Below are 25,060 nucleotides of genomic sequence, written 5' to 3' on the forward strand. Positions count from 1 at the left end.
TCTGCGACAATTAGGAGTGCATGATGTTTTATGTGAAAAACGTACCAAACTGGGAACGCGCGCTGCGCGTGGTGGCCGGCGTGATCGCGGCCTGGGCCGGCATCGCCGTGCTGGGCGGCGTGTGGGGCCTGGTGCTGGCGGCCTCGGCGGCCGGGATCGTGGCGTCCGGGCTGTTCGGCTTTTGCCCGATGTGCGCGCTGGTCGGCCGCCGCCTCGACAGGAAATCATGAGTCTTGCAACACAACACTTGCCGGTGCTGGACGCCGCCCACCGTGGCGATCCGGCCGCGCTGGCGCAGCTGCTGCGGCTGTGCCAGCCCGACATCCGCCGCTACGCCCAGCGCAACTGCCTGGTGGCCGACGTCGACGACGCGGTGCAGGAAGCCTTGCTGGTGCTGTCGCGGCGGCTGTCGTCGGTGCGCGCGCTGGCGGCGTTTTCCGGCTGGATGTTCCAGGTGGTCAAGCGCGCCTGCCACCGGCTGGGCCGCGCCGCGCTGGGCCACGATCCGTGGGACGACGAGCGCGCCGAGCAGTGGCTGGCCAGCCAGGACACGGCCGGCCTGCGGCTGGAACTGGTCAACGCGCTGGAGTCGTTGCCGGCCGATTATCTGCAGGTGGTGTTGTTGCGCGATTTCGCCGAAATGTCCATCGCCGAGATCGCCGCCGAGGTGGGCGACAGCACGGCCGCCGTCAAGAGCCGGCTGCACCGGGCGCGCTCGATGGCGCGCGAATACCTGATCGGCTAACTGCGGCATCAGCCCCAATTAGCGACAAATGGTCTACACTGGGGCCATGATACGAGAACTTCCCGAGTTGGTGCTGCCCGGCGCCACCCTTGACAACCTCAAGGCCAGTTGCGCGTCGTGCAGCATGCACCAGCTGTGTTTGCCGATGGGCTTGGACAACAACGATATGGACCGGCTGGACCAGATCATCGGCCGCCGCCGCAAGGTGGCGCGCGGCGCCCCGCTGTTCCGCATCGGCGATTCCTTCCAGAGCCTGTATGCGATCCGGCTCGGCCATTTCAAGACCTACCAGGTCAACCGCGAGGGCGTGGAACAGATCACCGGCTTCCAGATGGCCGGCGAGCTGCTGGGCATGGACGCCATCAGCGCCGACCAGCACCATTGCACCGGCGTGGCGCTGGAGGACAGCGAGGTGTGCGAGATTCCGTTCGGCAGCCTGCAGCAACTGCTGGCCGACATGCCGACACTGTTGCGTCATTTCCACCGCATGATGAGCCAGGAAATCACCCGCGAGCAAAGCGTGATGCTGTTGTTGGGGAATATGCAGGCGACCCAGCGGTTTGCCGCTTTCCTGGTCAACCTGTCGTCGCGCTACGAGGCGCGCGGCTATTCGCCGCACGTGTTCCAGCTGCGCATGTCGCGCGAGGAGATCGGCAACTACCTGGGGCTGACCATCGAGAGCATCAGCCGCCTGCTGTCCAAGTTCAAGAAGGAAGGTCTGCTGCGCGTGAGCAACCGCGAGATCGAGTTGCTCGAACCGATACGGCTCAAGGCCATCACGGCCGGCACGCAGACCTGCAGTTAAGGCTTGTAGTTAAGCCTTAATTGTCCGCCGGTTGCGGCAGGTCGGCATGCAGCGTCACCGAGCGTTGCGCCGGCCAGCTCCAGGTGCCGGCCAAGCGCCAGTCGCGCCGCTCGCCCTCCACCAGCACCACCCAGCGGCTGCGTTCCAGCATCGGCAGGTTGATCTGGAAGGCGCCGAATTCGTTCGGCTGCACCACCAGTTGGATATCCTTTTCCGGCTGCGTCGCGTGCGACAGGTGCACGAACAGGCGCTCGGTCTTGCCGTTGTCGCTGGCGGTGCGGCGCAGCTGCCCGGTCAGCGCGCCCTGGGTGGCGTCGTAGCCCACGTCCACCGACAAGCCCAGCGTCGCGGCCAGGCGGTCGCGCCGCAAGTCCTGGTTGATGGCCTTGCCCTGCTTGTAGTAATCGCCCACCACCAGCGCGTCCTGGCGCGAGTAGGCCAGCCAGCCGGTGTAGGTGCCGGCCACCACCACCACGGCCGGGCCCAGCATCAGCAGCCACGGCCAGCGTTGCTTCCACCACGGCGTGGCGGGCGGCGTCATCATCGATACGGTCATATGCTTCCCCTTAGCGCGGCACGAAGAATACCGCGTGTTCTTCCACATGCAGCGACGGCTGGTCGACTGCGGTCAGTTCGATCTCGATCTTGTTCGAGCCCGGCTTGCCGGCGCCGTGCGCGCTGCGCAGGCGGATCGGATAGGCCTTGGTCTCGGTGCCTTCCACCCGCACCTGGTCCGGCGTGACCTGCGTCAGCGTGTCGATGCCGCTGACGCGGATGCGGTAGGTGTGGGCCTGCTCCGAGGTGTTCATGATCTGCAGGCGGTAGACGTTCTCGATCATGCCTTCCTCGACCTCGCGTCCCATGGCGCCACGGTCGCGGATCACGTCCAGCTTGAGCGGCGTGCGCAGCGACAGCGCGGTGACCACCGCGATCACGATCAGGCCCAGGATGCCGGAGTAGATCTTGACCCGCGGGCGCAGCGTGCGTTTGCGGATCTCGGTCGGCGTGTAGTGCATCAGCATCGCGCGCTCGGTGCTGTAGCGGATCAGGCCGCGCGGCTCGCCGATCTTGTCCATCACGCCGTTGCAGGCGTCGACGCAGGCGGCGCAGCCGATGCATTCGTATTGCAGGCCCTTGCGGATGTCGATGCCGGTCGGGCAGACCTGCACGCACAGGCTGCAGTCGATGCACGAGCCGCCCTTGAGTTCCTCGCGCTTGGACAACGGCGCGCGCGGTTCGCCGCGTTCGCTGTCGTAGGTGATGATCAGGGTGTCGCGGTCGAACATCGAGCTCTGGAAGCGGGCGTACGGGCACATGTATTTGCACACCTGCTCGCGCAGCCAGCCGGCGTTGCCGTAGGTGGCGAAGCTGTAGAACAGCACCCAGAACCATTCCCACGGGCCGAAGCTCAAGGTCAGCACCTCGTTACCCAGCAGCTTGATCGGCGTGAAGTAGCCCACGAAGGTGAAGCCGGTCCACAGCGCGACCGCGCCCCAGGCCAGGTGCTTGGCGGTTTTCTTGCCAAACTTGGCGGCCGACGGCGGTTGCCGGTCGAGCGCCATGCGCGCGCTGCGCGGGCCTTCGATCTTCAGTTCTATCCACAGGAAGATTTTGGTATACACCGTTTGCGGACAGGCGAAGCCGCACCATACCCGCCCCGCCACCGCGGTGGCGAGGAACAGCAGGTAGGCGCAGATGATCAGCAGCGCGGCCAGATAGATGAAGTCCTGCGGCCACAAGACCAGGCCGAAGATGTAGAACTTGCGCGCCACCAGGTCGAACAGCAGGGCCTGGCGGCCGTTCCACTGCATCCACGGGCTGCAGTAGAAGGCCAGCTGCGTCAGCCAGACAAACAGCCAGCGCAGGCGGGCGTAGCGGCCCGTGGTTTCGCGCGGGTAGATTTGCTCGCGCTTCGCATACATCTTGATGACTTGTGGTGCAGGATCGTTCATTTTGTTGCCGGGGCGGGTTCTGTCGCCGCCGCGACCGGTGAGGTTTCAACGCGGTTGGCGTCGTTGGACAGGCTCCATACGTAGGCAGCCAGCACGTGCACCTTGGCGTCGCCGAGGAAGTCCTCGAACGCCGGCATGGTGGTGGTGCGGCCCTTGCGGATGGTTTCCATGATAGTCTCGGCGCTGCCGCCGAACAACCAGATCTTGTCGGTCAGGTTAGGCGCGCCGATGGCCTGGTTGCCGGTGCCGCCAGCGCTGTGGCAAGCCATGCAGGCGCCGAACTTGTCCTTGCCGAACGAGGCCTTGATCGGATCCGAGGTCGAACCGGACAGGCTCAGCACGTAGTGCGCGACGTTTTCCACGTCCTTGTCCGAGCCCAGCGCGGCGCCCATCGGCGGCATCATGCCGGTGCGGCCGTGCAGGATGGTTTCCTTGATGGTCTCGGGAGCGCCGCCGAACAGCCAGTCCTTGTCGGTCAGGTTGGGGAAGCCCTTGTTGCCGCGCGCATCGGAGCCGTGGCACTGCGCGCAGTAGGTCAGGAACAGGCGTTCGCCGATGGCGTGGGCCTTGGGATCGGCCGCCACCGCTTTCAGGTCCTGCTTCTGGTATTGCGCGAACAGCGGGCCGTATTCGGTCTCGGCCTGCTTGAGCTCGGCCTGGTACTGGCCCGACGATTTCCAGCCCAGCTTGCCGGCGTAGCTGCCCAGCCCTGGATACAGGAACAGATAGGCCAGGCCGAACACGATGGTGATGTAGAACAGCCACATCCACCAGCGCGGCATTGGCGTGTTCAGTTCGCTCAAGTCCTCGTCCCAGACGTGGCCGGTGGTTTCGCCGGCCTTGCCCTTGATCTGGGATTGCGAGAACAGCAGGATGCCGCAGCCGGCGATGCCGAGCAGGGTCAGCACCACGATGTACAGGTCCCAGAAGCCGTTGGTGAAATCAGCCATGGCTAGTCTCCTTGTCGTCGTCGTCGAACGGCAGCTGCGCCGCCGTGGCGAAATCGGCTTCCTTGTTGTGGATGAAAGCCCACCACAGGATGCCGGCAAAGGTGATGAAGGAAATCACCGTCATCACGCTGCTGGCGCGGTCAAACAGGTTATCGATAGCCATGCTAGTTCCTCGTCTTGATTAATGTGCCCAGGCCTTGCAGGTAGGCGATCAGGGCGTCTTCTTCGGTCTTGTCCTTGAGCTCGGCCGGCGCGGCGGCGATCTCGGCGTCGGTGTACGGATCGCCCAGGCGCTGGAGCGCCTTCATGTGCGGCACGATAGCTTCCGGCACCAGCGCGGTCTTGGCCAGCCACGGGTAGTTCGGCATGTTCGATTCCGGCACCACGTCGCGTGGATTGTTCAGGTGGGTGCGGTGCCATTCATCGCTGTAGCGGCCGCCCACGCGCGCCAGGTCGGGCCCGGTGCGCTTGGAACCCCACTGGAACGGACGGTCGTAGACGAACTCGCCGGCGACCGAGTAGTGGCCGTAGCGTTCGGTCTCGGCGCGGAACGGACGCACCATCTGCGAGTGGCAGTTGTAGCAGCCTTCACGCACATAGATGTCGCGGCCGGCCAGGCGCAGCGGCGAGTAGGGCTTGAGCCCGGCCACCGGCTCGGTGGTGGACTTCTGGAAGAACAGCGGCACGATCTCGACGGCGCCGCCGACGCTGACCACCAGCGTCACCAGCACGATCAGCAGCCAGGGGTTTCTCTCGATCCAGTCATGTGAAAATTTCATGCTTTGCTCCGATATCAGGCGTGGCCGGCGTTGAGCGCGGGAATGCGCGCCACGGCGGTCTCGCGGTTACGCAAGGTCATCCAGGTGTTGTAGCCCATCACGCACATGCCGGTCAGGTACAGCAGGCCGCCGGTGAAGCGCACCACGTAGTACGGATAGGTGGCTTTGACGCCTTCGACGAAGGTGTAGGTCAGCGTGCCGTCCGGATTGACCGCGCGCCACATCAGGCCCTGCATCACACCGGCGATCCACATCGCGGCGATGTACAGCACGATGCCGATGGTGGCGACCCAGAAGTGCAGGTCGATCAGCTTGGTGCTATACATTTTTTGCTGGCCGGCCAGGCGCGGCAGCAGATAGTAGATCGAACCCATGGTGATGAAGCCAACCCAGCCCAGTGCGCCGCCGTGGACGTGGGCGATGCCCCAGTCGGTGTAGTGCGACAGTGCGTTGACGGTCTTGATCGACATCATCGGGCCCTCGAAGGTGGCCATGCCGTAGAACGACAGCGAGACGATCATGAATTTCAGGATAGGGTCGGTGCGCAGCTTGTGCCAGGCGCCCGACAGGGTCATGATGCCGTTGATCATGCCGCCCCAGCTTGGTGCCAGCAGGATCAGCGAGAACACCATGCCGATCGATTGGGTCCAGTCCGGCAGCGCGGTGTAGTGCAGATGGTGCGGGCCGGCCCACATGTAGGTGAAGATCAGCGCCCAGAAGTGCACGATCGACAGGCGATACGAGTACACCGGACGCTCGGCCTGCTTCGGAATGAAGTAGTAGACCATGCCCAGGTAGCCGGCGGTCAGGATGAAGCCCACCGCGTTGTGGCCGTACCACCACTGGATCATCGCGTCCTGCACGCCCGAGTAGGCGGAGTAGGATTTGAACAAGGTTGCCGGCATGCTGGCGCCGTTGACCACGTGCAGGATCGTCACGGCCAGGATGTAGCCGGCGAAGAACCAGTTGGCCACATAAATGTGCTTGACCTTGCGCTTGATCAGCGTGCCGAAGAACACGATGGCGTAGGACACCCACACCACGGCGATCAGCAAGGTGATCGGCCATTCCAGCTCGGCGTATTCCTTGCCGCGGGTCAGGCCCATCGGCAGGGTGACGACGGCGCTGAGGATGACCGCTTGCCAGCCCCAGAAGGTGAAGGCGGCCAGTTTGTCCGAGAACAGGCGCACCTGGCAGGTACGCTGTACCACGTAGTAGGAAGTCGCGAAAAGTCCGCAGATGCCGAACGCAAAGATGACGGCATTGGTGTGTAAAGGCCGCAGGCGGCCGTAGGTCAACCATGGAATGTCCAGGTTCAGCGCCGGCCATGCCAGCTGGGCGGCGATAATGACGCCTACCAGCATGCCGACGATACCCCAGACCACGGTGGCGATTGCGAATTGCTTCACAATCTTGTAGTTGTAGTTCTGTGCAAGGTCCACTTGAAGTTCTCCCAAGAACGCTTTGATGATGTGAGTCAAAGGTTACTTAGGTGAGACTTAAAAAACCTTGATGTGAATCAAAATTTTCCCGATCTGGTCAATCGTCTTGCGGCTTGTCGTCATCCTGCAGGATGCGCAGGCCGGGGCCGACCAGGTCGTCGAACTGGCCGTTGTCGGAGGCGCTGAAGAAGATCCACAGCGCGACAAACACCAGCAGCACGCTGAGCGGGATGAGCAGGTACAAGGCTTCCATCATGCACTCCTTCTGAGGCGCAGCGCGTTGGCCACCACCACGGCCGAGCTGAGCGCCATGCCGACCCCGGACAGCCAGGGGTTGAGCAGGCCCATCGCCGCCGCCGGGATCGCCACCGCGTTGTAGACACTGGCCCAGCCCAGGTTCTGCCGGATCACGCGCATGGTCTTATCGGCCACGCGGGCGCTGTCGGCCACGGCGTCGAGGCGGCCGCACAGCAGCACCGCGTCGGCGTGGGCCTGCGCCAGCGCGGCGCCGGCGCCCATCGCGAAGGAGACGTCGGCCGCGCTCAGCACGGCGGCGTCGTTGATGCCGTCGCCCACCATCGCCACCACCGCCCCGGTTTCCTGCAGGCGCTTGACGAAGGCCAGCTTCTCATCGGGCAGGTAGCCGCCGATGGTGGTCCGGATGCCGAGCTGGTCGCCGACCTGGCGCGCCAGCAAGTCGTGGTCGCCGCTGAGCAGCACCACGGTCTTGCCGGCCTGGCGGAAGTAGTCCACCGTGGCCTGGGCCTCGGGCCGCAGGCCGTCGTGCAGATGGAAGCAGGCCAGCCACCGGCCGGCCACGCCCAGGTAGACCGGCGTGACGCCGCTGCCCGGATCGTGCGGCGGCGCCACACCGCTCAGCTCGGCCACGAAACTTGCGCTGCCCAGCCGGTACAGGCGGTTGTGCAGCACGCCTTCGATGCCGCGTCCGGGGATTTCCTTGGACGCCACCGGCTGCCAGTCGGCGCGCGCGCCGCCCTGCGCCTCGGCCGCCGCGCCAACCAGCGCGCGCGCCAGCGGATGGCCGCTGCCGGCGTCCAGCGCGGCCGCCACCTGCAGGCAGAAGTCGGACTGCATCAGGCCCAGCTGTTGAATTTCCTGCAGCACCGGACGGCCGTAGGTCAGCGTGCCGGTCTTGTCGAACACCACGTGGGTGGCGCGGTGCAGCGTTTCCAGCGTCTGCGGGCCGGTCACCAGCACGCCCTGGCGCAGCAGGGCATCGGTGGCGGCGGCCAGCGCGGTCGGCGTGGCCAGCGACAGCGCGCACGGGCACGACACCACCAGCACCGCGATGGCGATCGGCCAGGCGCGGCGGGCGCTGTCGCCGTCCAGCCAGAACCAGAAGGCGAAGGTGGCCAGCGCGAACAGCAGCAGCGCCAGCACGAACCAGCCGGCCACGTCGTCGGCCCACTGGGCGATGCGCGGCTTGTCGCGGCCGGCGCGGTCGATCAGCTGCACCAGGCGCGACATGGTGCTGTCCTGGGCGATGCGGGTCACGCGCGCCAGGATCACCGAGCCGGCGTTGATGGCGCCGCCCGGCAGCGTGTCGCCCACGTCCTTGGCCACCGGCGCGCTCTCGCCGCTCAGCAGCGACAGGTCCAGCACGGTGCGGCCGTCGACGATGACGCAATCGGCCGCCACCGCCTCGCCCGGCTTGATCATGATGACGTCGTCCACCGCCAGCGCGGCGGCCTTGACCAGGCTGGCCGCGTGGCTGTCCGGATAGTGTTCCAGCAGCGTGGCCGAGGCCGGCAGCGCGTGCTGCAGGCGCTCCAGCGCGGCGCCGGCCTTGCGGCGCGCGCGCAGCTCCAGGTGGCGGCTGCACAGCAGCAGGAAGATGAACATCGTGACCGAATCGAAATACACGTCGCCCTGGCCGCGCACGGTGGCCACCACGCTGGCGCCAAACGCCGCCGCGATGCCCAGCGCCACCGGCACGTCCATGCCCAGCGTGTGCGCGCGCAGGCTGGACCAGGCGCCGCGCCAGAACGGCAGCGCCGAGTAGCAGATGGCCGGCACCGTCAGCAGCAGGCTGGCCCAGCGCATCAGCGTGGCCATGCTGTCGTCCAGCGTGCCGGCGTCGGCCAGGTAGGCCGGCGCCACGTACATCATCACCTGCATCATCGACAGGCCGGCCACGAACAGCTGGCGGCCCAGCGTCCTGGCGGCCTTGCGCTGCTGCTCGCTGTGGCGCTCGACGTCGTACGGATAGGCTGCGTAGCCGATCGCGTGCAGCGCGGCCAGGATGTCGCCGGGCTGGCAGGCCTCGCTGCGCCAGCGCACGTACAGGCGCTCGGTGGCGACGTTGAGCTGGGCGCTTTCCACGCCCGGCAGCTTGGCCAGGCGCTGCTCGATCAGCCACACGCAGGCGGCGCAGCGGATGCCCTCGACGGTCAGCGTGGTTTCGCGGCTGTCCTCGTCCAGCGCGAAGCGCGGGTCGGCGTTGTCGTACAGGCGCAGCTCGGGCGGCAGCATCTGCGCGCCCTCGGCGCTGGCGGCGAAGGCCGAGCGTTCGCGGTAGTAGGATTCCTGGCCGAGGTCGACGATGGTCTGCGCCACCGCCGCGCAGCCGGGGCAGCACATGGCGTGCTCGGCGCCGGCGATGCGCACGGTCCAGGCGGGATTGACCGCGGCCGGCAGGGCCAGGCCGCAGTGGTAGCAGACGCCGGCGGCGGCGGCCGGCGGCGCGAAGGTGCTCATTGATGTGGTGTCAGGCATAGGGTATCCATCCAGTCGGGCGCGATGCCGCCGGCCGCGCGGGCCAGGCCCAGCACGCCGAAGGCCAGCACCAGCAGGCCGCAGGCGATGCGCACGCGGCGCTGTTGCAGGGCGCGTTGCAGGCGGGCGCCGGCCAGGCCGAGGCCGGTCAGCATGGGCAGCGTGCCCAGGCCGAAGGCCAGCATGACGGCGGCGCCGTCGCCGGCCGAGCCGCTCAGCATGGCGGTCAGCAGCACGCTGTAGACCATGCCGCACGGCAGCCAGCCCCACAGCGCGCCGAGCGCGAAGGCCTGGTGCGGGCGGGTGGCCGGCATCAGCGATTTCATCATTGGCGCGATCACCGGCTGGGCGCGGGTCCACAGCACGCGGCCGCCCTGCTCCAGCACGGCCAGGCCGCGCCAGGCGTCCATCAGGTACAGGCCCAGCGCCACCAGCATCAGGTTGGCCAGCCAGTAAAAGCCCAGCTGCAAGCCGGCCAGCGAGGCGATGCTGTGGGCGCCGCCGGCCAGTCCGCCGGCCAGCGCGCCGGCCGTCATGTAGCTGGCGATGCGGCCGGCGTTGTAGGACAGCACCCGCGTCAGCGCGCTGGTCTGGGGGACCGCCACGATGGGGATCACCGTGCGCGGCGGCGGCGCGGTGCCGACCGACAGCGCGCCGACGATGCCGCCGCACATGCCGACACAGTGGACGCTGCCCGCGAGGCCCACCACCATCACCGGCAAGAGCTGGAGTGCGTTCATGGCGCGCTCAGATCGTCTTCGAATAGCGCAGCGGTTGCGGGCCTTCGCTGCGCGGCAGGCTCAGGTAGCGGTCGAACACCATGCAGATGTTGCGGATCAGCAGGCGGCCCTTGGCCGTCACCGTGATCCACTGCTCGTCCACCTGCACCAGGCCGTCGTCCTCGAAGGCGCGCAGCTTGTCCAGCTCGGCGGCGAAGTACTGCCGGAAGCGGATCGGATAGGCTTGCTCGATGGACGAGATCGACAGTTCGAAATTGCACATCAGCTTTTGGATGACGATGCGGCGCAGCAGGTCGTCGGTGTCGAGCTTGATGCCGCGCGTGACCGGCAGCTTGCCGTCGTCGAGCTTTTCGTAGTACGCCTCCAGCGTTTTCTCGTTCTGGCTGTAGGTGGCGCCGACCGCGCTGATGGCCGACACGCCGCACGAGATCAGCTCGGCCTCGGCGCGCGTGGAGTAGCCCTGGAAGTTGCGCTGCAGCCGGCCCTGGCGCTGCGCCACGGCCAGCTCGTCGTCCGGTTTGGCGAAGTGGTCCATGCCGATGTAGACGTAGCCGGCCGCGCACAGGCGGCGGATGCACAGCGCCAGCAGGTCCAGCTTGACGGCCGGCGTCGGCAGGTCGGCCTCGGCGATGCGGCGCTGCGGCTTGAACAGGTGCGGCAGGTGGGCGTAGTTGTACAAGGCGATGCGGTCGGGGTTGGCGGCGATCACCTTGTCCAGCGTCTGCTCCATGCTGGCCATGGTCTGCTTGGGCAGGCCGTAGATCAGGTCGATGCTGATGGAGCGGAAGCCGGCCGCGCGCGCCGCGTCCATCACGGCGCGGGTCTCGGCTTCCGGCTGGATGCGGTTGACGGCCTTCTGCACCTCGGGGTCGAAGTCCTGCACGCCCAGGCTGATGCGGTTGAAGCCCTGCGCCCGCAGAGAATGCACGCGCTCGACGCTGACGGTGCGCGGATCGATCTCGATCGAGTACTCGCCCTGCGCGTCGGAGGCGAACTGGAAGTTCTCGTGCAGATGGGTCATCAGGTCGCCCATCTGGCGGTCGCTCAGGTAGGTCGGCGTGCCGCCGCCGAAGTGCAGCTGCTCGATCTGGCCCATGCCGGCGAACAGGCGGCCCTGCATGTCGATCTCCTGCTTCAGGTAGCCGAGGTAGGTGGCGGCCTTGCTGTGGTCCTTGGTGACGATCTTGTTGCAGCCGCAGTAGTAGCAGATGGTGTCGCAGAACGGGATGTGGATGTACAGCGACAGAGGCCGCTGGCTGCGGCGCATGCGCAGGCTGGCCACCGCCTCCAGGAACTGGCCGTAGCCGAATTCCGGTTGGAAGCGGTCGGCGGTTGGGTACGAGGTGTAGCGTGGGCCGGACTGGCTCAGCTTGCCGATGATGGCGGCGTCGAATTCGACGTCGGGGAATGCGCCGCCGGTGTGGCTTACAGTGGTGTTCATGGTCATGCCGCGAGGCGTTTCATCGGTTGAGGTTGAGAGGTGGCGCGCAGCGGACGCACCTTGCGCGTGGTGCCGAACTTGAACAGGCTGACCGCCTGCGTCAGGCCGCCCGCTTCCATCGCCAGGCTGGCGGTGGCGGCGGCCGCCTCCTCGACCAGCGCGGCGTTCTGCTGCGTGACCTTGTCCATGTGGGCGATGGCGGCGTTGACCTGGTCGACGCCGATGCTCTGCTCGTGCGAGGCCACTGAGATTTCATGCATGATGGCGGTCACCTGCTGCACCGAGGCCACCACTTCCTTCATGGTGGCGCCGGCGCGGTCGACCTGCACCATGCCGGCGCTGACCTTGCCGACCGAGACGTCGATCAGGTTCTTGATGTCCTTGGCGGCGGTGGCGCTGCGCTGGGCCAGGTTGCGCACCTCGCCGGCCACCACGGCGAAGCCGCGTCCCTGTTCGCCGGCGCGGGCCGCCTCGACGGCGGCGTTCAGCGCCAGGATGTTGGTCTGGAAGGCGATGCCCTCGATCAGGCCGATGATGTCGACGATCTTGCGCGAGGAGGTGTTGATCTCGTCCATGGTGGCGATGACGTCGGCGACGATCTCGCCGCCCTGCACCGCGACGTTGGAGGCGTTCTGCGCCAGCTCGTTGGCCTGGGCCGAGTTGTCGGCGTTCTGCTTGACGGTGGACGAGAACTGCTCGACGCTGGAGGCGGTCTCCTCCAGGCTGGCGGCCTGCGCCTCGGTGCGGCCGGACAGGTCGGCGTTGCCGGCGGCGATCTGGCGGGTGGCCACGGCCATGGTCTCGACGTTGTTGCGCACGTCGCGGATGGTGGCGATCAGGTTGCAGTTCATCTGCTGCAGCGCGCGCACCAGCTGGCCGACCTCGTCGGTGGCGTCGGTCTCGAACGAGCACGACAGGTCGCCGGCCGCGATCGAGCGCGCGCCCTGCAGCGCGCGGCCCAGCGGCTGCAGCACCGACACGCGCAGCGTGTACCACAGGAAGACGTTGATCAGCAGGCCGACAAAGGTGGCGGCGAAGATGCCGTAGCTGTTGCCGCCGCCGCCCATCAGCGCGGCCGCGCAGACGATCACCTGCAGCACGTTGACCACGCTGGTGGCCAGCCAGATGCGCATGGCCAGCGACACATGGCGCAGGCGCGACAGCAGCGAGCCGGCGCCGGTGCGGATCAGCTGGCCGTTCTTGATGCGCAGGCCGTGCTTGCCGCCGGCGCGGATGGCGCGGTAGGCCTGCTCGGCCTTTTCGATCTGGTGGCGCTCGGCCTTGACCCGCACCGACATGTAGCCGGTGGTCTTGCCGTTGTCGCGGATGGGGGTGATGTTGGCGCGCACCCAGTAGAAGTCGCCGTTCTTGCAGCGGTTCTTGACGATGCCGGTCCACGGCATGCCGCCCTGGATCGAGCTCCACAGGTCGGCGAAGGCCTCGGCCGGCATGTCCGGATGGCGCACGATGTTTTGCGGCGAACCCAGCAGCTCCGCCTCGCTGAAACCGCTGACTTGCGTGAAGTAAGGATTTACATAGACAATATTGCCATTTAGGTCAGTCTTTGACACGATGGCCTGGTCATCCAGGACTTCCACTTCGCGGTTGCTGACGGGCTGATTGTTGCGCATACGAGGCTCCGAGGGATATATATTGCTTTATCGCAATTGATATGATCAGTTTACGGAGTCCGGTCGCCAATTTTATTGATGTGGATCAAAAATCCCCAGATTGGGGTTGACAAGGAAATCATGAAACTTCAACTCCCCATCGGTATTTTCGACGCCGGCATCGGCAGCTACGCCATCGTCGAGCGCGTGCGCGCGGCCTTCCCGGCGCAGGACGTGCTGTATTTCGCCGACCGCGTTAGTTTTCCCTACGGCGCCAAATCGCCGCGGCAGTTGCTGGAAGTGGTGCAACGTGCTACCGCGTTCCTGCGGGACCAGGGCTGCGTGGCGGTGGTGCTGGCGTCCAACGCGCCCAGCGTGGTGGTGCTGGAGCCGCTGAGGGCGGCGGCCGGCGTGCCGGTGATCGGCATCTTCCCGCCGGTGGCGGAGGCGGTGCGGCGCTCGGCCAGCGGCCGGGTGGCGGTGCTGGGCGTGCGCTCGATGGTGGACAGCGCCGCCATGCAGGCCTACGCGGCGGCCCATCGCGGCGCCGGCGAGGTGCTGCTGGTGAACGCGTCGTCGCTGGTGGAGCTTGTGGAGAACTTTGATTTTGTCCACAGGCCGCAGGCGACCCAGGCCACCGTCAACGGCTTCATCGGCGAACTGCGCGCGGCCCATCCGCTGCTGGACGTGATGACGATGTCGTCCACCCACCTGCCGTGGCTCAAGCCCTTCTTCGAGGCGGCCGCGCCGGACGTGCAGTTCCTCGACCCGGCCGACAGCGTGCTGGCGGAGCTGGCGCCCCACACCAGCGCCGGCGGCGGCCTGACGCGCTGCGTGGCCACCGCCAGCGCCGAGCTGAGCTTGGAGGATTTCAACACCGCGTTGCGCGCGCTGGGCACGCCGCTGCAGGCCGAGCTGGTGGCCGTGGCCTAGCCGTCCACCTGGTCGTCCATCCTAGTCGCTCACGCTGAGCGGGCGCAGCGTGCCGACCGCGTAGCCCTGCGCGTAGTCCAGGCCCAGCTCGCGCACCACGGCCAGGGTGGGCTCGTCCTCGACGTACTCGGCCACGGTGCTGATGCCCATCACGTGGCCGACCTCGTTGATGGCCTTGACCATGGCGCGGTTGATGGCGTTGTTGGCGATGTCGCGGATGAACACGCCGTCGATCTTCAGGTAGTCCACCGGCAGCGCCTTCAGGTAGGCGAACGAGGACAGGCCGCTGCCGAAGTCGTCCAGCGAGAAGCGGCAGCCCAGCGCCTTCAGCCCGGCCATGAAATCCTGCGCCTTGATCAGGTTGGCGATCACCGCGGTCTCGGTGATCTCGAAGCAGATCTGCTCGGGCGCGACGTCGTGCTCGACGAATTGCTCGATGATGTAGTCGCGCAGGCCCTCGTCGCTCAGCGAGCTGCCCGACAGGTTGACCGAGTACTGGGCCGGCGCCGGTTGGCGCTGCGCGATGTACGCCTGCTGCGGGCCCAGGCTGTCGCGCACGCTTTGCACGTGGCGGCACACGGCCCGTATCACCCAGCGGTCGATGGCGGTCATCATGTCGTAGCGTTCGGCGGCGGGGATGAAGGCGCCGGGCAGGATCAGCTCGCCCTTGGCGGGCTGGATGCGGATCAGCACCTCGTCGTGCCCGCCGCCGTGGCCGCACAGGCCGACGATGGGCTGGGCGTACAGCCGGAAATACTGGTGCTCGAACGCCTCGTTCAGGCGCGACACCCACAGCATCTCGCCCTGGCGGCGCGCCAGCCGCAGGTCCGAATCCTGGTACAGGTGCACGCGGTTGCGGCCGCGCTCCTTGGCCAGGTAGCAGGCCTGGTCGGCGGCGATCAGCAGCTCGGTCATCGACTTGCTCAGGTGGTTGATCTCGACCAGGCCGATGCTCACGCCCAGCTCGAAGGTGTGGTCGTCCCACACGAAGCGGAAGTTCTTGATCGATTGCCGCAGCTGGTCGGCGATCAGCAGCGCCTGGTCGGGCGGGCAGTGCGGCAGCAGCACGCCCAGCTCGTCGCCGCCCAGGCGGGCCAGGATGTCGCTGTCGCGCATCTGCGTCTGCAGCATCTTGGCCAGCAGCTGCAGCAGCAGGTCGCCGGCGCTGTGGCCGCAGGTGTCGTTGACGATCTTGAACTGGTCCAGGTCCATGTACAGCAGCGCGTGCACGTGGTTGTCCTGCTTGGCGCTGTGCAGCGCGTCGGCGATCTGCACCTCGAACTCGCGCCGGTTGATCAGGCCGGTGAGCGTGTCGTGGCTGGCGTTCCACGACAGCTGCTTGCTGAGCTTGCGCTCGTGGCTGACGTCGCGGAACACCACCACCGCGCCCAGCAGCTCGCCGCGGTCGGACCAGATCGGCGCGGCCGATTCCTCCACCGCCACGTGGCGGCCGTCGCGCGTGACCAGCTGGTTGTGCGACGAGGCGCCGATGGCCTGCTTGAGCCGCAGGCATTGCAGCGCCGCGTGTTCCGGGATGGGCGCGCCGGTGTCGTCGATCAGCTTGAGCGTGGTGGAGATGTGCAGGCCGCGCGCCTGCTCCAGCGTCCAGCCGGTCAGCTGCTCGGCCACGTGGTTCAGGTAGTCGGTCTCGCCGTCCGCGTTGGTGGTGATGACGCCCTCGCCGATCGAGCGCAGCGTGACGGCGGCCAGCTCGCGCTGGCGCGCGGTGGCCTGTTCGTTTTCCTTGCGCTCGGTGATGTCCCAGACGATGCCCAGCGTGCCGACCGGCACGCCGTGCTCGTCGCAGAACACGTGGGCCTTGGCGGCCAGCCAGTGGCGGCTGCGGTCTGGCCACTGCACGCGGTACTCGACCTCGTAGCCGGTGCGCTTGTCGACCGCCTCCTGCATGGTGTCGAGCAGGTGGTCGCGGTCCTCGGGGCAGACGATTTGCAGGAAGGTCGAGAATGGCTGGGTGAGGTCCCCCGGCGGCAGGCCCAGCAGGCTGGTGCCGGCGGCGAACCATTTGACGGTGCTGTCGATGACCTTGCCGTTCGACAGGTCCGAATCCCAGATCATCATGCGCGCGGCGTCCAGGGCCATGCGCAGATGTCGCTGCGTCGATTCCATACCGGCCTCCTTTCGCTGTTTGAGCGACAGGACGGAAAAAAGTTCCGTGGCCGGCTGAAATTTTTTAAGCTGGATCAGCCCAGCTCGCCGGCGCCGCCGGTCTTGATGGCCGCGACGTCGCGCACGTTCTTCTGCACCGCCACCGCCGCGAACAGGCTGAGCGCGAAGCCCATGGCGTAGAAGCCTTTTTCGCTGGGCGCCAGCGTGGCGTTGAACAGGCCCACGCCCAGCAGGCCGATGACCAGCAGGATCGAGGTCCAGCACAGGCTGAAGTACAGGCCGCTGACCGGGATGCCCTCGCTGCGGTCGCGCACCGATTTCTGCAGCGAGACCGCGGCGAACAGGCCGTACATCAGCAGCGTGAAGTAATAGCCTTTTTCGTTCAGCGCCATGGTGGCGTTCCACAGGCCGATCAGGTAGGTCAGGGCGCCGGCGATCAGGGCGACCCAGGAGGCGGCGATAAAGGCGGTGGTCGGGCCTTGGTGGGTGGTATGGGCCATGTGTGCTCCTTGCAGTGGGGTATGGCGGCGCCGGACGGCGCCCGCTGCCGGATCATATCAAAAAGGCCAATGTTATTTTCTGATAATTCGCAACAGTTTTCCGCCCAGCATCACCACCGCCAGCGTCAGCGCGCCGGCGACCACCCCGGCCAGGGCGTCCAGCGCGACCGGCGTGGCCCAGGCCAGCAGCGGGCCGGCCGCCGGCACCGTGGCCGCCGCCTCGGTGGCGTGGTGGATCACATCGTGGGCGCCGGGCAGGCCGTGGGTCAGGATGCCGCCGCCGACCATGAACATGGCCGCCGTGCCCACCACCGACAGCAGCTTCATCAGCTTGGGCGCGGCCGCCAGCAGCACCCGGCCCAGCGCGCGCACCGCGCCGCCGCCGCGCCGGCTCAGGTAGAGGCCGGCGTCGTCCATCTTGACGATGCCGGCCACGATGCCGTACACGCCCACCGTCATCACCACGGCGATGCCGGCCACCACCGTCACCTGCTGCAGGAAGCCGGCGCCGGCCACCGTGCCCAGCGCGATCACGATGATCTCGGCAGAGAGGATGAAGTCGGTGCGGATGGCGCCCTGGATCTTGTCCTTTTCCAGCGCCACCAGGTCGACGTCGGGATCGCTGACGGCGTCGGCCAGCTCGCCCAGGTGCTGGTCCTCCTCGTCCTGGTGCAGCAGGCCGTGGGCGATCTTCTCGAAGCCCTCGAAGCACAGGTAGAGGCCGCCGGCCATCAGCAGCGGCGTGATGGCCCACGGCGCGAACGCGCTGATGGCCAGCGCGGCCGGTACCAGGATGGCCTTGTTCTTCAGCGAGCCGAGCGCCACCGCCCACACCACCGGCAGCTCGCGGTCGGCGCGCACACCGGCCACCTGCTGGGCGTTGAGGGCCAGGTCGTCGCCCAGCACGCCGGCGGTTTTCTTGGCCGCCATCTTGCTCATGAGGGCGACGTCGTCGAGGATGGAGGCGATGTCGTCGATCAGCGCCAGCAGGCTGGTGCCGGCCATTAACGTTGCTCCTGCGGGGAATGGGTCATGGGATTTCCTTGGTTGATAAGCAATATTAACCGATGACGGGGCGGGCGGTGGCACGCTAAGCCCGCTACAATGTGCTTTGCCTCGCAGCACGGTGCTGCGGCCCACCGCACGGGACCATCATGAGCTTCGCCACCTGGATCACCTTTTTCATCGCCGCCTGCATCATCGCCGTCTCGCCGGGCTCGGGCGCGGTGCTGTCGATGTCGCACGGCCTGTCGTTCGGCGTGCGCCGCACCACCGCCACCATCCTCGGCCTGCAGAGCGGCCTGATGCTGCTGTTCTTCATCGCCGGCGCTGGCGTCGGCTCGCTGCTGCTGGCGTCGGAGGTGGCGTTCAACATCGTCAAGACGGTGGGCGCGCTGTACCTGATCTACCTGGGCCTGAGCCAGTGGCGCTCCAGGGTCAGCGTCAGCGCGCAGCAGGATCGCGCCGAGGTGGTGGTGCCGACCGCGCGCAAGCGCTTCCTGACCGGCTTCCTGACCAACGCCACCAATCCCAAGGGCATCATCTTCATGGTGGCGGTGCTGCCGCAGTTCATCACCCAGGGCTCGCCGCTGCTGCCGCAATTGCTGATCATGGCGGCCACGATGTGCTGCATCGACCTGGTGGTGATGCACAGCTATGCTTTCCTGGCCTCGTCGATGCAACGCTTTTTCCGCGACGCCAGCGCCGTCAAGAAGCAGAACCGGGTGTTCGGCGGCCTGCTGATGGCGGTCGGCGCGGCCTTGTTCTTCGTCAAGCGTGGCGGCGCAAGTGCCTGATTTGCCTATGATTTGTAACCCGGTGTAATCCCGGTAGTCGAATTGCCCGGCGCGGCGTTACATTAAAAACAAACTAGGAGACGCCGCCATGAGCCGCAAAATCATCCGTTCCGCCGTGCTGGCCGCCTTGGCCGGCTTTTGTTCGTTCGCGCTGGCGGATCCGCCCGCCATGGTCGGGCGCATCTCGGCGGTGCAGGGCCAGGTCACGCTGGTTGGCGACGACGAGCCGGTCGCCGCCGGGCTGAACTGGCCGGTCACCGGTGCCAGCCATCTCACCACCGCCAGCGGCGGCCGCACCGAGTTCCGGGTCGGCTCGACGGCGGTGCGGCTCGATGGCGACTCCGACCTGGAAATCACCGAACTGGACGACGAGCTGCTGCGGCTGCGCCTGAATTACGGCAGCATCAGCATCCGCGTGCGCAGCCCGGAGCTGCTGCGCGATTTCGAACTGAACACGCCGCAGGCGCGCATCACGCTGCTGGAGCCGGGCCTGTTGCGGGTCGATGTCGAGCGCGTGGCCGACACCAGCCAGGTCAGCGTGCTGGCCGGCAGCGCGCGGGTGGACGGCGCCGGCTCGTCGGTGACGGTCAGTCCCGGCCGCCATGTCGACGTCAGCAGCGTCGACGTCAGCACGAGCGTGGCGCGGCGCGACGGCTTCGATGTCTGGTCCGACGAGCGCGACCGCGCCGCCGAGGTGGTGGTGGCCTCGCGCTTCGTCTCCACCGGCATGACCGGCTACGAGGAACTGGACCGCAACGGCAGCTGGAGCGACAGCGTCGAGTACGGCGCGCTGTGGACGCCGCGCAATGTCGCGGTCGACTGGGCGCCCTACCGCGATGGCCGCTGGGTCTGGCTGGCGCCGTGGGGCTGGACCTGGGTCGACAACGCGCCCTGGGCCTACGCGCCGTCGCATTACGGCCGCTGGGTGGTGGTCAACCGCCGCTGGTGCTGGGCGCCGGGGCGGCCCGCCGGACGGCCGGTGTGGGCGCCGGCGCTGGTGGGCTGGGTCGGCGGCAACGGCTTCGTGCGCGACCACCGGCCCGGCCTGGGCTGGTTCCCGCTGTCGCCGCGCGAGCGCTATGTGCCGCCTTACCAGGTGTCGTCCGATCATGAGCGGCGCCTGGTGTGGACCCACACCGGCCGGCAGTTCGAGCCGCGCGCGGTGGATCCCGGGCGGCACGAGGGCCTGACCGTGCTGCCGCGCGACCAGTTCGAGGGCCGCCACCGCAGCGTGCAGGTGCCGCGCGGACCGCAGGTGATCCCGACTTCCGCGCTGGCGGCGACCGCCGCGCCGGTGGTGGCGCCGCCGCAGCCGGCGGTCGCGCGCACGCTCGACACCAACCGCCGCGACTGGCAAGACCGCGACCGTGATGGCCGTCCGGATCGTCCGGGCCGGGTGCTGACCGCGCCGCCGGTGCCGCAGCCGGTGGCGCCAACGCAGCCGGGCCGTCCGCAGATCAGCACGCTGGCGCCGGGGCAGTTCGGCCGTCCCGACGCGCCGCCGCAAACCATCCAGCCCAGCGACGTGCGTATCGATATGCGTCCGTACGGCCGGCCGGGGCAGACGCCGCACATCCAGCAGGCCAACCCGCCGATCGCGGTGACGCCGAACATCCAGCAGGCCAATCCGCCCATCGTGGTGAACCCGAATATCCAGCGGGGCAATCCGCCGATCACCGCCGCGCCGGTGCCGGCGCCGGCCGTGCCGACGCCGTTCCCGGCCAACCGCGACCGTTACGACCGCGAGCGCGACGACAACCGCCGCCAGTTCCGCCAGCCGGAGGAGCGGCGCCAGGTGTCGCCGCAGCAGCCGATGCAGCAACAGTCGATGCAGCCGCAGCCGATGCCGCAGCCGGCGCAGCAGCGGCCGCAGCCGCAAATCCAGCCGCAGCCGCGCGAGAACCGCGACAGCGGCCACGACAAGCAGCAGGAGCGCCGCAAGGAAGAAGGCCGCGAGCGCGGCGACAACCGCAACCAGAACCGCCAATGACCGTTTGTTCCGGAAAATGCGGGGTCCAGGGTGCCAAATCGACAGTTCGTCACATGCGGATGGCTTTTGCTTTTTGCAAAGTGTAACGTTGCAAAATCGACAAAGCCGGCGGGAAGCGTGAGAACAAGGATGGCGACATCCGCCACGCAGGACCGTCGAGACAGTGCCTCTTTGCCCCAACTATTTTCCGGATTTTCCCAATTTCCGATCAGAGAATAGTTTTTGCCAGCCCTAGCGGCTGGCTTTTTTTTGGCGCGGCGGCCTAGCCCTGCCCGGCCTTCAGGCGCAGCCGCGCCCGCCATTCGCCCAGCGCCGACAAGGCGCCCTGGAATTCTCGCTCGATCAGGTCGGCCTCGGCCGGCGTGACCTTGCCATCCAGCAGCGCGGTCGAGACCGCCTCGGCCACCGCGCCCACCTGGCTCATCACCTTGCACACCGTCTGCGACAGGTCGTCGTCGCCGATGTTGTCCGGGGTCGGCACCACGAAGGCCGCCATGCCGTGGCGCACCAGCAGCGCGTGCAGCGGCAGGTGGGCGTCCGCCACGCCGGCCTGGTGGCACAGGTGCACCACCGTCGAAACCTCCTCGAACGACGGGTAGTGCGAGGCGATGGTCGGCGCCAGCTTGTTGCGCAGGACGTTGACCGAGATGCCCATCGCCTGCGCCAGCGCGTCGATGCCGCCGGGGTAGCTGCGCGCCACTTTGTACAGCGCGTCGTGTTGATTCATGTCCAGGTATTTGCGTGTCATGGTGAAGCTAGCCTTTTATTACCGATGCAGTCGCCGGCGCGCGGCGCTATGCTGATTTTCATTCAACTTCTTTGCGAAAAGACATCATGAAGTCCTTTTCTTCTGCGCTGCTATTGACGTTATGCCTTGCGCTCGGCACCGATGGGATGGCGGAGGCGCGAACGTCTTCACATTCTGGCACATCGTCGTCGTATAAAAGTGGATTTTCTTCACAAAAGAGCAACTCCCCGCGGAGCACGCCAGCCGCGCCGCCGGCCAGCCGCCAGAGCGGTCCCGGCGCGTTCGGCAAGGCTGCCGGTTCGCCGGCCTCGGCGACGCCGCGCAACACCTCGGCCGCCTCGCGCGACCTCGACCAGAGCGCGGCCCAGGCCAACGCCCTGAAAACGCTGGACGCCCGCCGCGCCGCGGCCGCCGCGCCGACCGCGCCGCCGCTGAACGATACGGTTTCGCGGCCGCAGCCGTCGCCGGTGTATCAGACGCCCCCGGTGTATCAGCAGGCGCCGGTCATCGTGCAGCAGCCAAGTAGCGGCCTGATGCACGGCGTGCTGGGCTTCATGCTGGGACGGGCGATGAGCCAGAGCCATCAGCCGGTGTCGTACCCGGCCACTAATGCGCCCGCCCCCGCCGGCGCCCCGGTCGACTACGGCGCCAGCCAGGCCGGCAGCGGCGCCGCCCAGGCGGGCATGGTTAACGGTATGCCGGGACTGGGTGAGCCGGTCCCGGCCGCCCCGCCGCCGTCCTTCCTGGCCCGCGTGGCGCGCTGGCTGGTGTGGCTGGGCGTGCTGGGGGTGATGGCGTGGGCGGCGGTGTACACGGTGCGCAAGCTGCGCCGCCTGCGGGCAGGTAACGCGACGAATTATTCATTTGAAAGGAATTGAGATGGGCTGGTCGGATGCATACAACTACCTGCGCAATGGCGCGGCCAGGCTGGGCGGGGCCGACGCGCCGCGCACGGACCGGGACTTGCCGCTGGGCGCGCGCATCGGCAGCGTGATCCAGCTGCAGCAGTCGCCGCTGCTGCGCGCCGCCGGCGACGGTTCGCTGATCACCCTGCCGGACGCGGGCGACACCCGCATCGTCGCGGTGTCGCAGCTCCGGCTCCAGCAGAGCGGCGGCCTGTACCGCTACTACCTGGACACCGGCGACCTGGACGCGAAGGAGAAGTTCCTGCAGGTGTACCAGGACGCCCAGGGGCAAGTGTCCGAGGTGATGTATTGCACCCAGCTGGCGCGGGTGATCCCGGAAACGGCGGAGGACCAGGAAGCCTACCTGGGCCAGGGCGGCGCCGGCCTGGGCGACCGCAGCTACACGCTATGGCGCGAACAGCTGGGCGATGTGGGCCTGGACGAGTCCGACCTGGACCTGGTGTTCGGCCAGGGCGACGGCGTCGACTACTGGCGCGACGCCGGCGATCCCAACGCCGAGTTCGTCACGCCGTTCTCCGGCACCGAGACCCGGCTGGACGACGCCAGCGGCCGCACCGGCCTGCGCCAGGAAATGGTGTTCATGCCGTACGTGCGGGAACTGCGCGGCGGCGGCAAGGAATATTTGCTGATCACGACTGAAATCATCAACAGCGTGAACGGCGATGCATCGAAACGCGGGATCCATGTCGACTTCGTCATTGGCATCCCGGTTGAGCAGCAACGCGTCGTTATCCAATGACGCGCAATTTTTTAAGGACGACTGACATGAGCAACTTGAATGGCTGGGGTTTGACCGCGCGCTTGATTTCCAAACATTTTGGCGCGCTGGGCGACCGTGTTTCCGAAGCGATCGCCAATTTTGATCCGGAAACGGCCACCGAGGCCGACCGCGACCGGCTGGCCGACAGCCTGCGCCTGACCGCGCAAAAACTGGCCGCCGCCCGCAGCTCTTTCGACAAGGAAGCGGCCGACGTGGTCCAGCTGCGCCAGCTGATCGCCACCGACGAGCAGGCGGCCGGCACGCTGGCCGAGCGCCTGGCCGCCGGCAAGATCTCGGAGGCGACCATCACCCTGTTCTGCGACGAGCTGGAGGCGAACAAGGCGCGCATGCCGCAGGAACTGCAGGAGGAAGCCGACGCCCGCCAGTACATGCAGGAGCTGCAGACCATCGTCGACGCGCTGTCCAAGCAGCTGGCGGATTTCGATTCGGCGGCCAAGAAGGCGATGCAGGCGCTGGCCTCGGCCCGCGCGCAGCAGGACCTGCAGAACCTGCGCGCCGAGCGCCAGAGCCAGCTGGCCGGGCTGTCCGGCATGAAGGGCAACTCCAGCGCGCTGAACGCGCTGACCCGCCGCGCCCAGGCCATCAGCAACGAGGCGGCCGGCATGAAGATCGTCACCGACATCGGCCAGCGTCCGTACGAGCAGGCGGCCGAGCTGGAGGCGATCCGCAAGTCGGTCAGCCAGCCGGGCATCGCTAACGAATCGGCGCTGGCGCGGCTGCAGCGGCTGTCCGGCCAGCAGCAGGCGCAGCTGGCCGCGCCGCAGGAACCGGCCACCTTGGCGCTGGGCAAAGCATAAGCCTGCGCTGAATTGGCTACAATAGAGGCCGGGGGCGCCGTGTTGGCGCCGCCGGTTTTCTTTTTTGATTGGAATGAATATGCAAGCGATCCCGCCGTCAGAGTCCCTCATCGAGTACCCGAGCGACTTCCCGATCAAGGTGATGGGCCCGACTCATATCGATTTCGCCCCGACCATCGTGCTGGTGGTGCAAAAGCATGACAAGGATTTCCATGAAGGCAAAATGGAAGTGCGTCCTTCGGCCAAGGGCAATTACACCGGCCTGACCGTGGTGGTGCGCGCCATCAGCCGCGAGCAGCTGGACGCGCTGTATTCCGAGCTGTCGGCACATCCGATGGTGAAAATCGTCATGTAATTCAGGCTTGCTGGCGCTGGAAGGCGGCAATCTCTTCCAGCAGCCAGTCGCGGAACGCCTGCACCTGCGGCCGTCCGGCCGCGCCGGGCGGCGAGACGAAGAAATACTCATCCGGACACGGCGTGGCGGTATCGAACAGCCGTTGCAACTGCCCGGAGGCGATCTCCTGCATCGCCACCACATGGCGCACCAGCGCCACCCCGTTGCCATCGGCGGCGGAGCGTATCAGCATCGACAAATCCTCGAACATCAGCCCGCCGGACGGCTCGGCCATGTCGACCCCGGCCGCGCGCAGCCACGGCGACCATGGCTCCACCGAGCGCAGCAGCGTGTGCCGGCTCAGCTCCTGCGGCGCGGCGGGCAGCTGTCCGCCGCGATAGTGGGGACTCACTACGGGATAATAGACATCGCCCATCAGCCGCTGCACCACCAGCCCCGGATAGTTGCCGCGCCCGAAGCGGATGCCGACATCGATGCCGTCGCGCGCCAAGTCCTGCAGCTGGCCGCTCGATTGCAGCACCACCTCGATATCCGGATACAGGTCGATGAAGCGGCCCAGCCGGGGCGCCAGCCAGCGCGCGGCGAACGACGGAATCGATGAAATCGTCAGCCGCTGGTTGACGGCCGAGGCCCGCATGGCGTCCGCCGCAGCGGCGATATCCCCGAAAGACTTGCCCAGAAACTGGGCAAATTTCAGCGCATCGCTAGTTATTTTCACCTGCCGCCCGTGCCGCACGAACAGCGGCCGGCCCAATTCCTCCTCCAACGCGCGCACCTGATGGCTGATCGCGCCATGCGTCAGATGCAACTCTTCCGCCGCCCGCGAGAAGTTCTCGTGGCGTGCCGCCGCCTCGAAGGCGCGCAGTGCGGAAAAATTGGGCAGGCGGCGGCTGGCGCTCATCAGGTC

At 67.2% G+C, this 25,060-nt stretch carries 26 protein-coding genes; 10 read left to right on the top strand and 16 right to left on the bottom strand.

The features are described from left to right. Positions 1-23 precede the first annotated feature (23 nt). Genes ACUJB0_RS21215 through fnr form a run of 3 tightly spaced genes read left to right on the top strand, consistent with a single transcriptional unit; the run spans position 24 to position 1,550 of the window. Positions 24-230 carry a YgaP family membrane protein gene (locus ACUJB0_RS21215; RefSeq protein ID WP_444846954.1) on the top strand — a complete coding sequence of 69 codons (207 nt, stop codon included), beginning with the start codon at positions 24-26 and terminating at the stop codon, positions 228-230. Continuing rightward, entirely contained in the window at positions 227-745 is a 519-nt protein-coding gene (locus ACUJB0_RS21220) for an RNA polymerase sigma factor (RefSeq protein WP_444846955.1), read from the top strand. The genes ACUJB0_RS21215 and ACUJB0_RS21220 overlap by 4 nt, the downstream gene beginning before the upstream one ends. Before the next feature lie 46 nt (positions 746-791). After that, entirely contained in the window at positions 792-1,550 is a 759-nt protein-coding gene (gene fnr, locus ACUJB0_RS21225) for a fumarate/nitrate reduction transcriptional regulator Fnr (RefSeq protein WP_444846956.1), read from the top strand. A gap of 16 nt (positions 1,551-1,566) precedes the next feature. Here the strand turns inward: fnr and ACUJB0_RS21230 are convergent, their stop codons facing one another. The 11 genes from ACUJB0_RS21230 to ACUJB0_RS21280 all read right to left on the bottom strand — a co-directional run bounded on the left by ACUJB0_RS21230 (position 1,567) and on the right by ACUJB0_RS21280 (position 13,221). Then, on the bottom strand, positions 1,567-2,106 hold the full coding sequence (locus tag ACUJB0_RS21230) for a FixH family protein (RefSeq protein WP_444846957.1): 540 nt from the start codon (positions 2,104-2,106) through the stop codon (positions 1,567-1,569). Positions 2,107-2,116: 10 nt separating this feature from the next. After that, a complete protein-coding gene (gene ccoG / locus ACUJB0_RS21235) occupies positions 2,117-3,502 on the bottom strand; it encodes a cytochrome c oxidase accessory protein CcoG (protein ID WP_444846958.1) in 1,386 nt (461 codons plus the stop codon). Then, positions 3,499-4,452, bottom strand: a complete 954-nt coding sequence (gene ccoP, locus ACUJB0_RS21240) for a cytochrome-c oxidase, cbb3-type subunit III (RefSeq protein ID WP_444846959.1) — start codon at positions 4,450-4,452, stop codon at positions 3,499-3,501. The genes ccoG and ccoP overlap by 4 nt, the downstream gene beginning before the upstream one ends. Beyond that, complete coding sequence (locus tag ACUJB0_RS21245; RefSeq protein ID WP_117012295.1) at positions 4,445-4,615, bottom strand: cbb3-type cytochrome oxidase subunit 3; 171 nt, start codon at positions 4,613-4,615, stop codon at positions 4,445-4,447. Before ACUJB0_RS21245 ends, ccoP begins: the two co-directional genes overlap by 8 nt. Before the next feature lies 1 nt (position 4,616). Further along, positions 4,617-5,231: a cytochrome-c oxidase, cbb3-type subunit II gene (gene ccoO, locus ACUJB0_RS21250; RefSeq protein ID WP_444846960.1), complete on the bottom strand. Its 615-nt coding sequence runs from the start codon at positions 5,229-5,231 to the stop codon at positions 4,617-4,619. A gap of 14 nt (positions 5,232-5,245) precedes the next feature. Next, positions 5,246-6,673 carry a cytochrome-c oxidase, cbb3-type subunit I gene (gene ccoN / locus ACUJB0_RS21255; protein WP_161087440.1) on the bottom strand — a complete coding sequence of 476 codons (1,428 nt, stop codon included), beginning with the start codon at positions 6,671-6,673 and terminating at the stop codon, positions 5,246-5,248. A 97-nt stretch (positions 6,674-6,770) separates the two neighbouring features. Next, positions 6,771-6,926 carry a cbb3-type cytochrome oxidase assembly protein CcoS gene (ccoS, locus tag ACUJB0_RS21260; RefSeq protein WP_117012292.1) on the bottom strand — a complete coding sequence of 52 codons (156 nt, stop codon included), beginning with the start codon at positions 6,924-6,926 and terminating at the stop codon, positions 6,771-6,773. After that, positions 6,926-9,409, bottom strand: a complete 2,484-nt coding sequence (locus ACUJB0_RS21265) for a heavy metal translocating P-type ATPase (protein WP_444846961.1) — start codon at positions 9,407-9,409, stop codon at positions 6,926-6,928. The genes ccoS and ACUJB0_RS21265 overlap by 1 nt, the downstream gene beginning before the upstream one ends. After that, positions 9,388-10,149 (bottom strand): sulfite exporter TauE/SafE family protein, encoded by a 762-nt coding sequence (locus tag ACUJB0_RS21270; RefSeq protein WP_176362017.1) that lies wholly within the window; start codon positions 10,147-10,149, stop codon positions 9,388-9,390. The genes ACUJB0_RS21265 and ACUJB0_RS21270 overlap by 22 nt, the downstream gene beginning before the upstream one ends. 7 nt (positions 10,150-10,156) lie before the next feature. Next, positions 10,157-11,590, bottom strand: coding sequence for an oxygen-independent coproporphyrinogen III oxidase (hemN, locus tag ACUJB0_RS21275; protein ID WP_444846962.1), 1,434 nt, complete (start codon positions 11,588-11,590; stop codon positions 10,157-10,159). A 2-nt stretch (positions 11,591-11,592) separates the two neighbouring features. Further along, positions 11,593-13,221, bottom strand: a complete 1,629-nt coding sequence (locus ACUJB0_RS21280) for a methyl-accepting chemotaxis protein (RefSeq protein WP_444846963.1) — start codon at positions 13,219-13,221, stop codon at positions 11,593-11,595. A gap of 120 nt (positions 13,222-13,341) precedes the next feature. Between ACUJB0_RS21280 and ACUJB0_RS21285 the strand changes: the two genes are divergently transcribed. After that, positions 13,342-14,133 (top strand): glutamate racemase, encoded by a 792-nt coding sequence (locus ACUJB0_RS21285; protein WP_444846964.1) that lies wholly within the window; start codon positions 13,342-13,344, stop codon positions 14,131-14,133. Positions 14,134-14,154: 21 nt separating this feature from the next. Here the strand turns inward: ACUJB0_RS21285 and ACUJB0_RS21290 are convergent, their stop codons facing one another. The 3 genes from ACUJB0_RS21290 to ACUJB0_RS21300 form a co-directional block, all read right to left on the bottom strand. Further along, positions 14,155-16,260: an EAL domain-containing protein gene (locus ACUJB0_RS21290; RefSeq protein ID WP_444846965.1), complete on the bottom strand. Its 2,106-nt coding sequence runs from the start codon at positions 16,258-16,260 to the stop codon at positions 14,155-14,157. Positions 16,261-16,334: 74 nt separating this feature from the next. Next, complete coding sequence (gene yiaA, locus ACUJB0_RS21295; RefSeq protein WP_444846966.1) at positions 16,335-16,760, bottom strand: inner membrane protein YiaA; 426 nt, start codon at positions 16,758-16,760, stop codon at positions 16,335-16,337. A 72-nt stretch (positions 16,761-16,832) separates the two neighbouring features. Then, positions 16,833-17,765 carry a DUF808 domain-containing protein gene (locus tag ACUJB0_RS21300; RefSeq protein ID WP_444846967.1) on the bottom strand — a complete coding sequence of 311 codons (933 nt, stop codon included), beginning with the start codon at positions 17,763-17,765 and terminating at the stop codon, positions 16,833-16,835. Positions 17,766-17,914: 149 nt separating this feature from the next. Between ACUJB0_RS21300 and ACUJB0_RS21305 the strand changes: the two genes are divergently transcribed. After that, positions 17,915-18,556, top strand: coding sequence for a LysE family transporter (locus ACUJB0_RS21305; RefSeq protein WP_444846968.1), 642 nt, complete (start codon positions 17,915-17,917; stop codon positions 18,554-18,556). Between the two features lie 88 nt (positions 18,557-18,644). After that, a complete protein-coding gene (locus ACUJB0_RS21310; RefSeq protein WP_444846969.1) occupies positions 18,645-20,546 on the top strand; it encodes a DUF6600 domain-containing protein in 1,902 nt (633 codons plus the stop codon). Positions 20,547-20,808: 262 nt separating this feature from the next. Here ACUJB0_RS21310 and ACUJB0_RS21315 read toward each other — a convergent pair whose 3' ends face one another. Then, on the bottom strand, positions 20,809-21,294 hold the full coding sequence (locus ACUJB0_RS21315) for a phage regulatory CII family protein (protein ID WP_161092722.1): 486 nt from the start codon (positions 21,292-21,294) through the stop codon (positions 20,809-20,811). An 86-nt stretch (positions 21,295-21,380) separates the two neighbouring features. Between ACUJB0_RS21315 and ACUJB0_RS21320 the strand changes: the two genes are divergently transcribed. The 4 genes from ACUJB0_RS21320 (at position 21,381) to ACUJB0_RS21335 (ending at position 24,153) form a co-directional block, all read left to right on the top strand. Continuing rightward, positions 21,381-22,172, top strand: coding sequence for a hypothetical protein (locus ACUJB0_RS21320; protein WP_444846970.1), 792 nt, complete (start codon positions 21,381-21,383; stop codon positions 22,170-22,172). A 1-nt stretch (position 22,173) separates the two neighbouring features. Continuing rightward, positions 22,174-22,959, top strand: a complete 786-nt coding sequence (locus tag ACUJB0_RS21325) for a DUF2491 family protein (protein WP_444846971.1) — start codon at positions 22,174-22,176, stop codon at positions 22,957-22,959. Positions 22,960-22,985: 26 nt separating this feature from the next. Next, on the top strand, positions 22,986-23,798 hold the full coding sequence (locus ACUJB0_RS21330; RefSeq protein WP_161099034.1) for a hypothetical protein: 813 nt from the start codon (positions 22,986-22,988) through the stop codon (positions 23,796-23,798). Positions 23,799-23,877: 79 nt separating this feature from the next. Next, positions 23,878-24,153, top strand: a complete 276-nt coding sequence (locus ACUJB0_RS21335; protein ID WP_117012278.1) for a DUF493 family protein — start codon at positions 23,878-23,880, stop codon at positions 24,151-24,153. Between the two features lies 1 nt (position 24,154). Here the strand turns inward: ACUJB0_RS21335 and gcvA are convergent, their stop codons facing one another. Beyond that, a complete protein-coding gene (gcvA, locus tag ACUJB0_RS21340; RefSeq protein WP_444846972.1) occupies positions 24,155-25,054 on the bottom strand; it encodes a transcriptional regulator GcvA in 900 nt (299 codons plus the stop codon). Positions 25,055-25,060 lie beyond the last annotated feature (6 nt).

It is taken from the genome of Duganella caerulea (assembly GCF_040362985.1).
Taxonomy (GTDB): domain Bacteria; phylum Pseudomonadota; class Gammaproteobacteria; order Burkholderiales; family Burkholderiaceae_D; genus Rugamonas; species Rugamonas vulcania.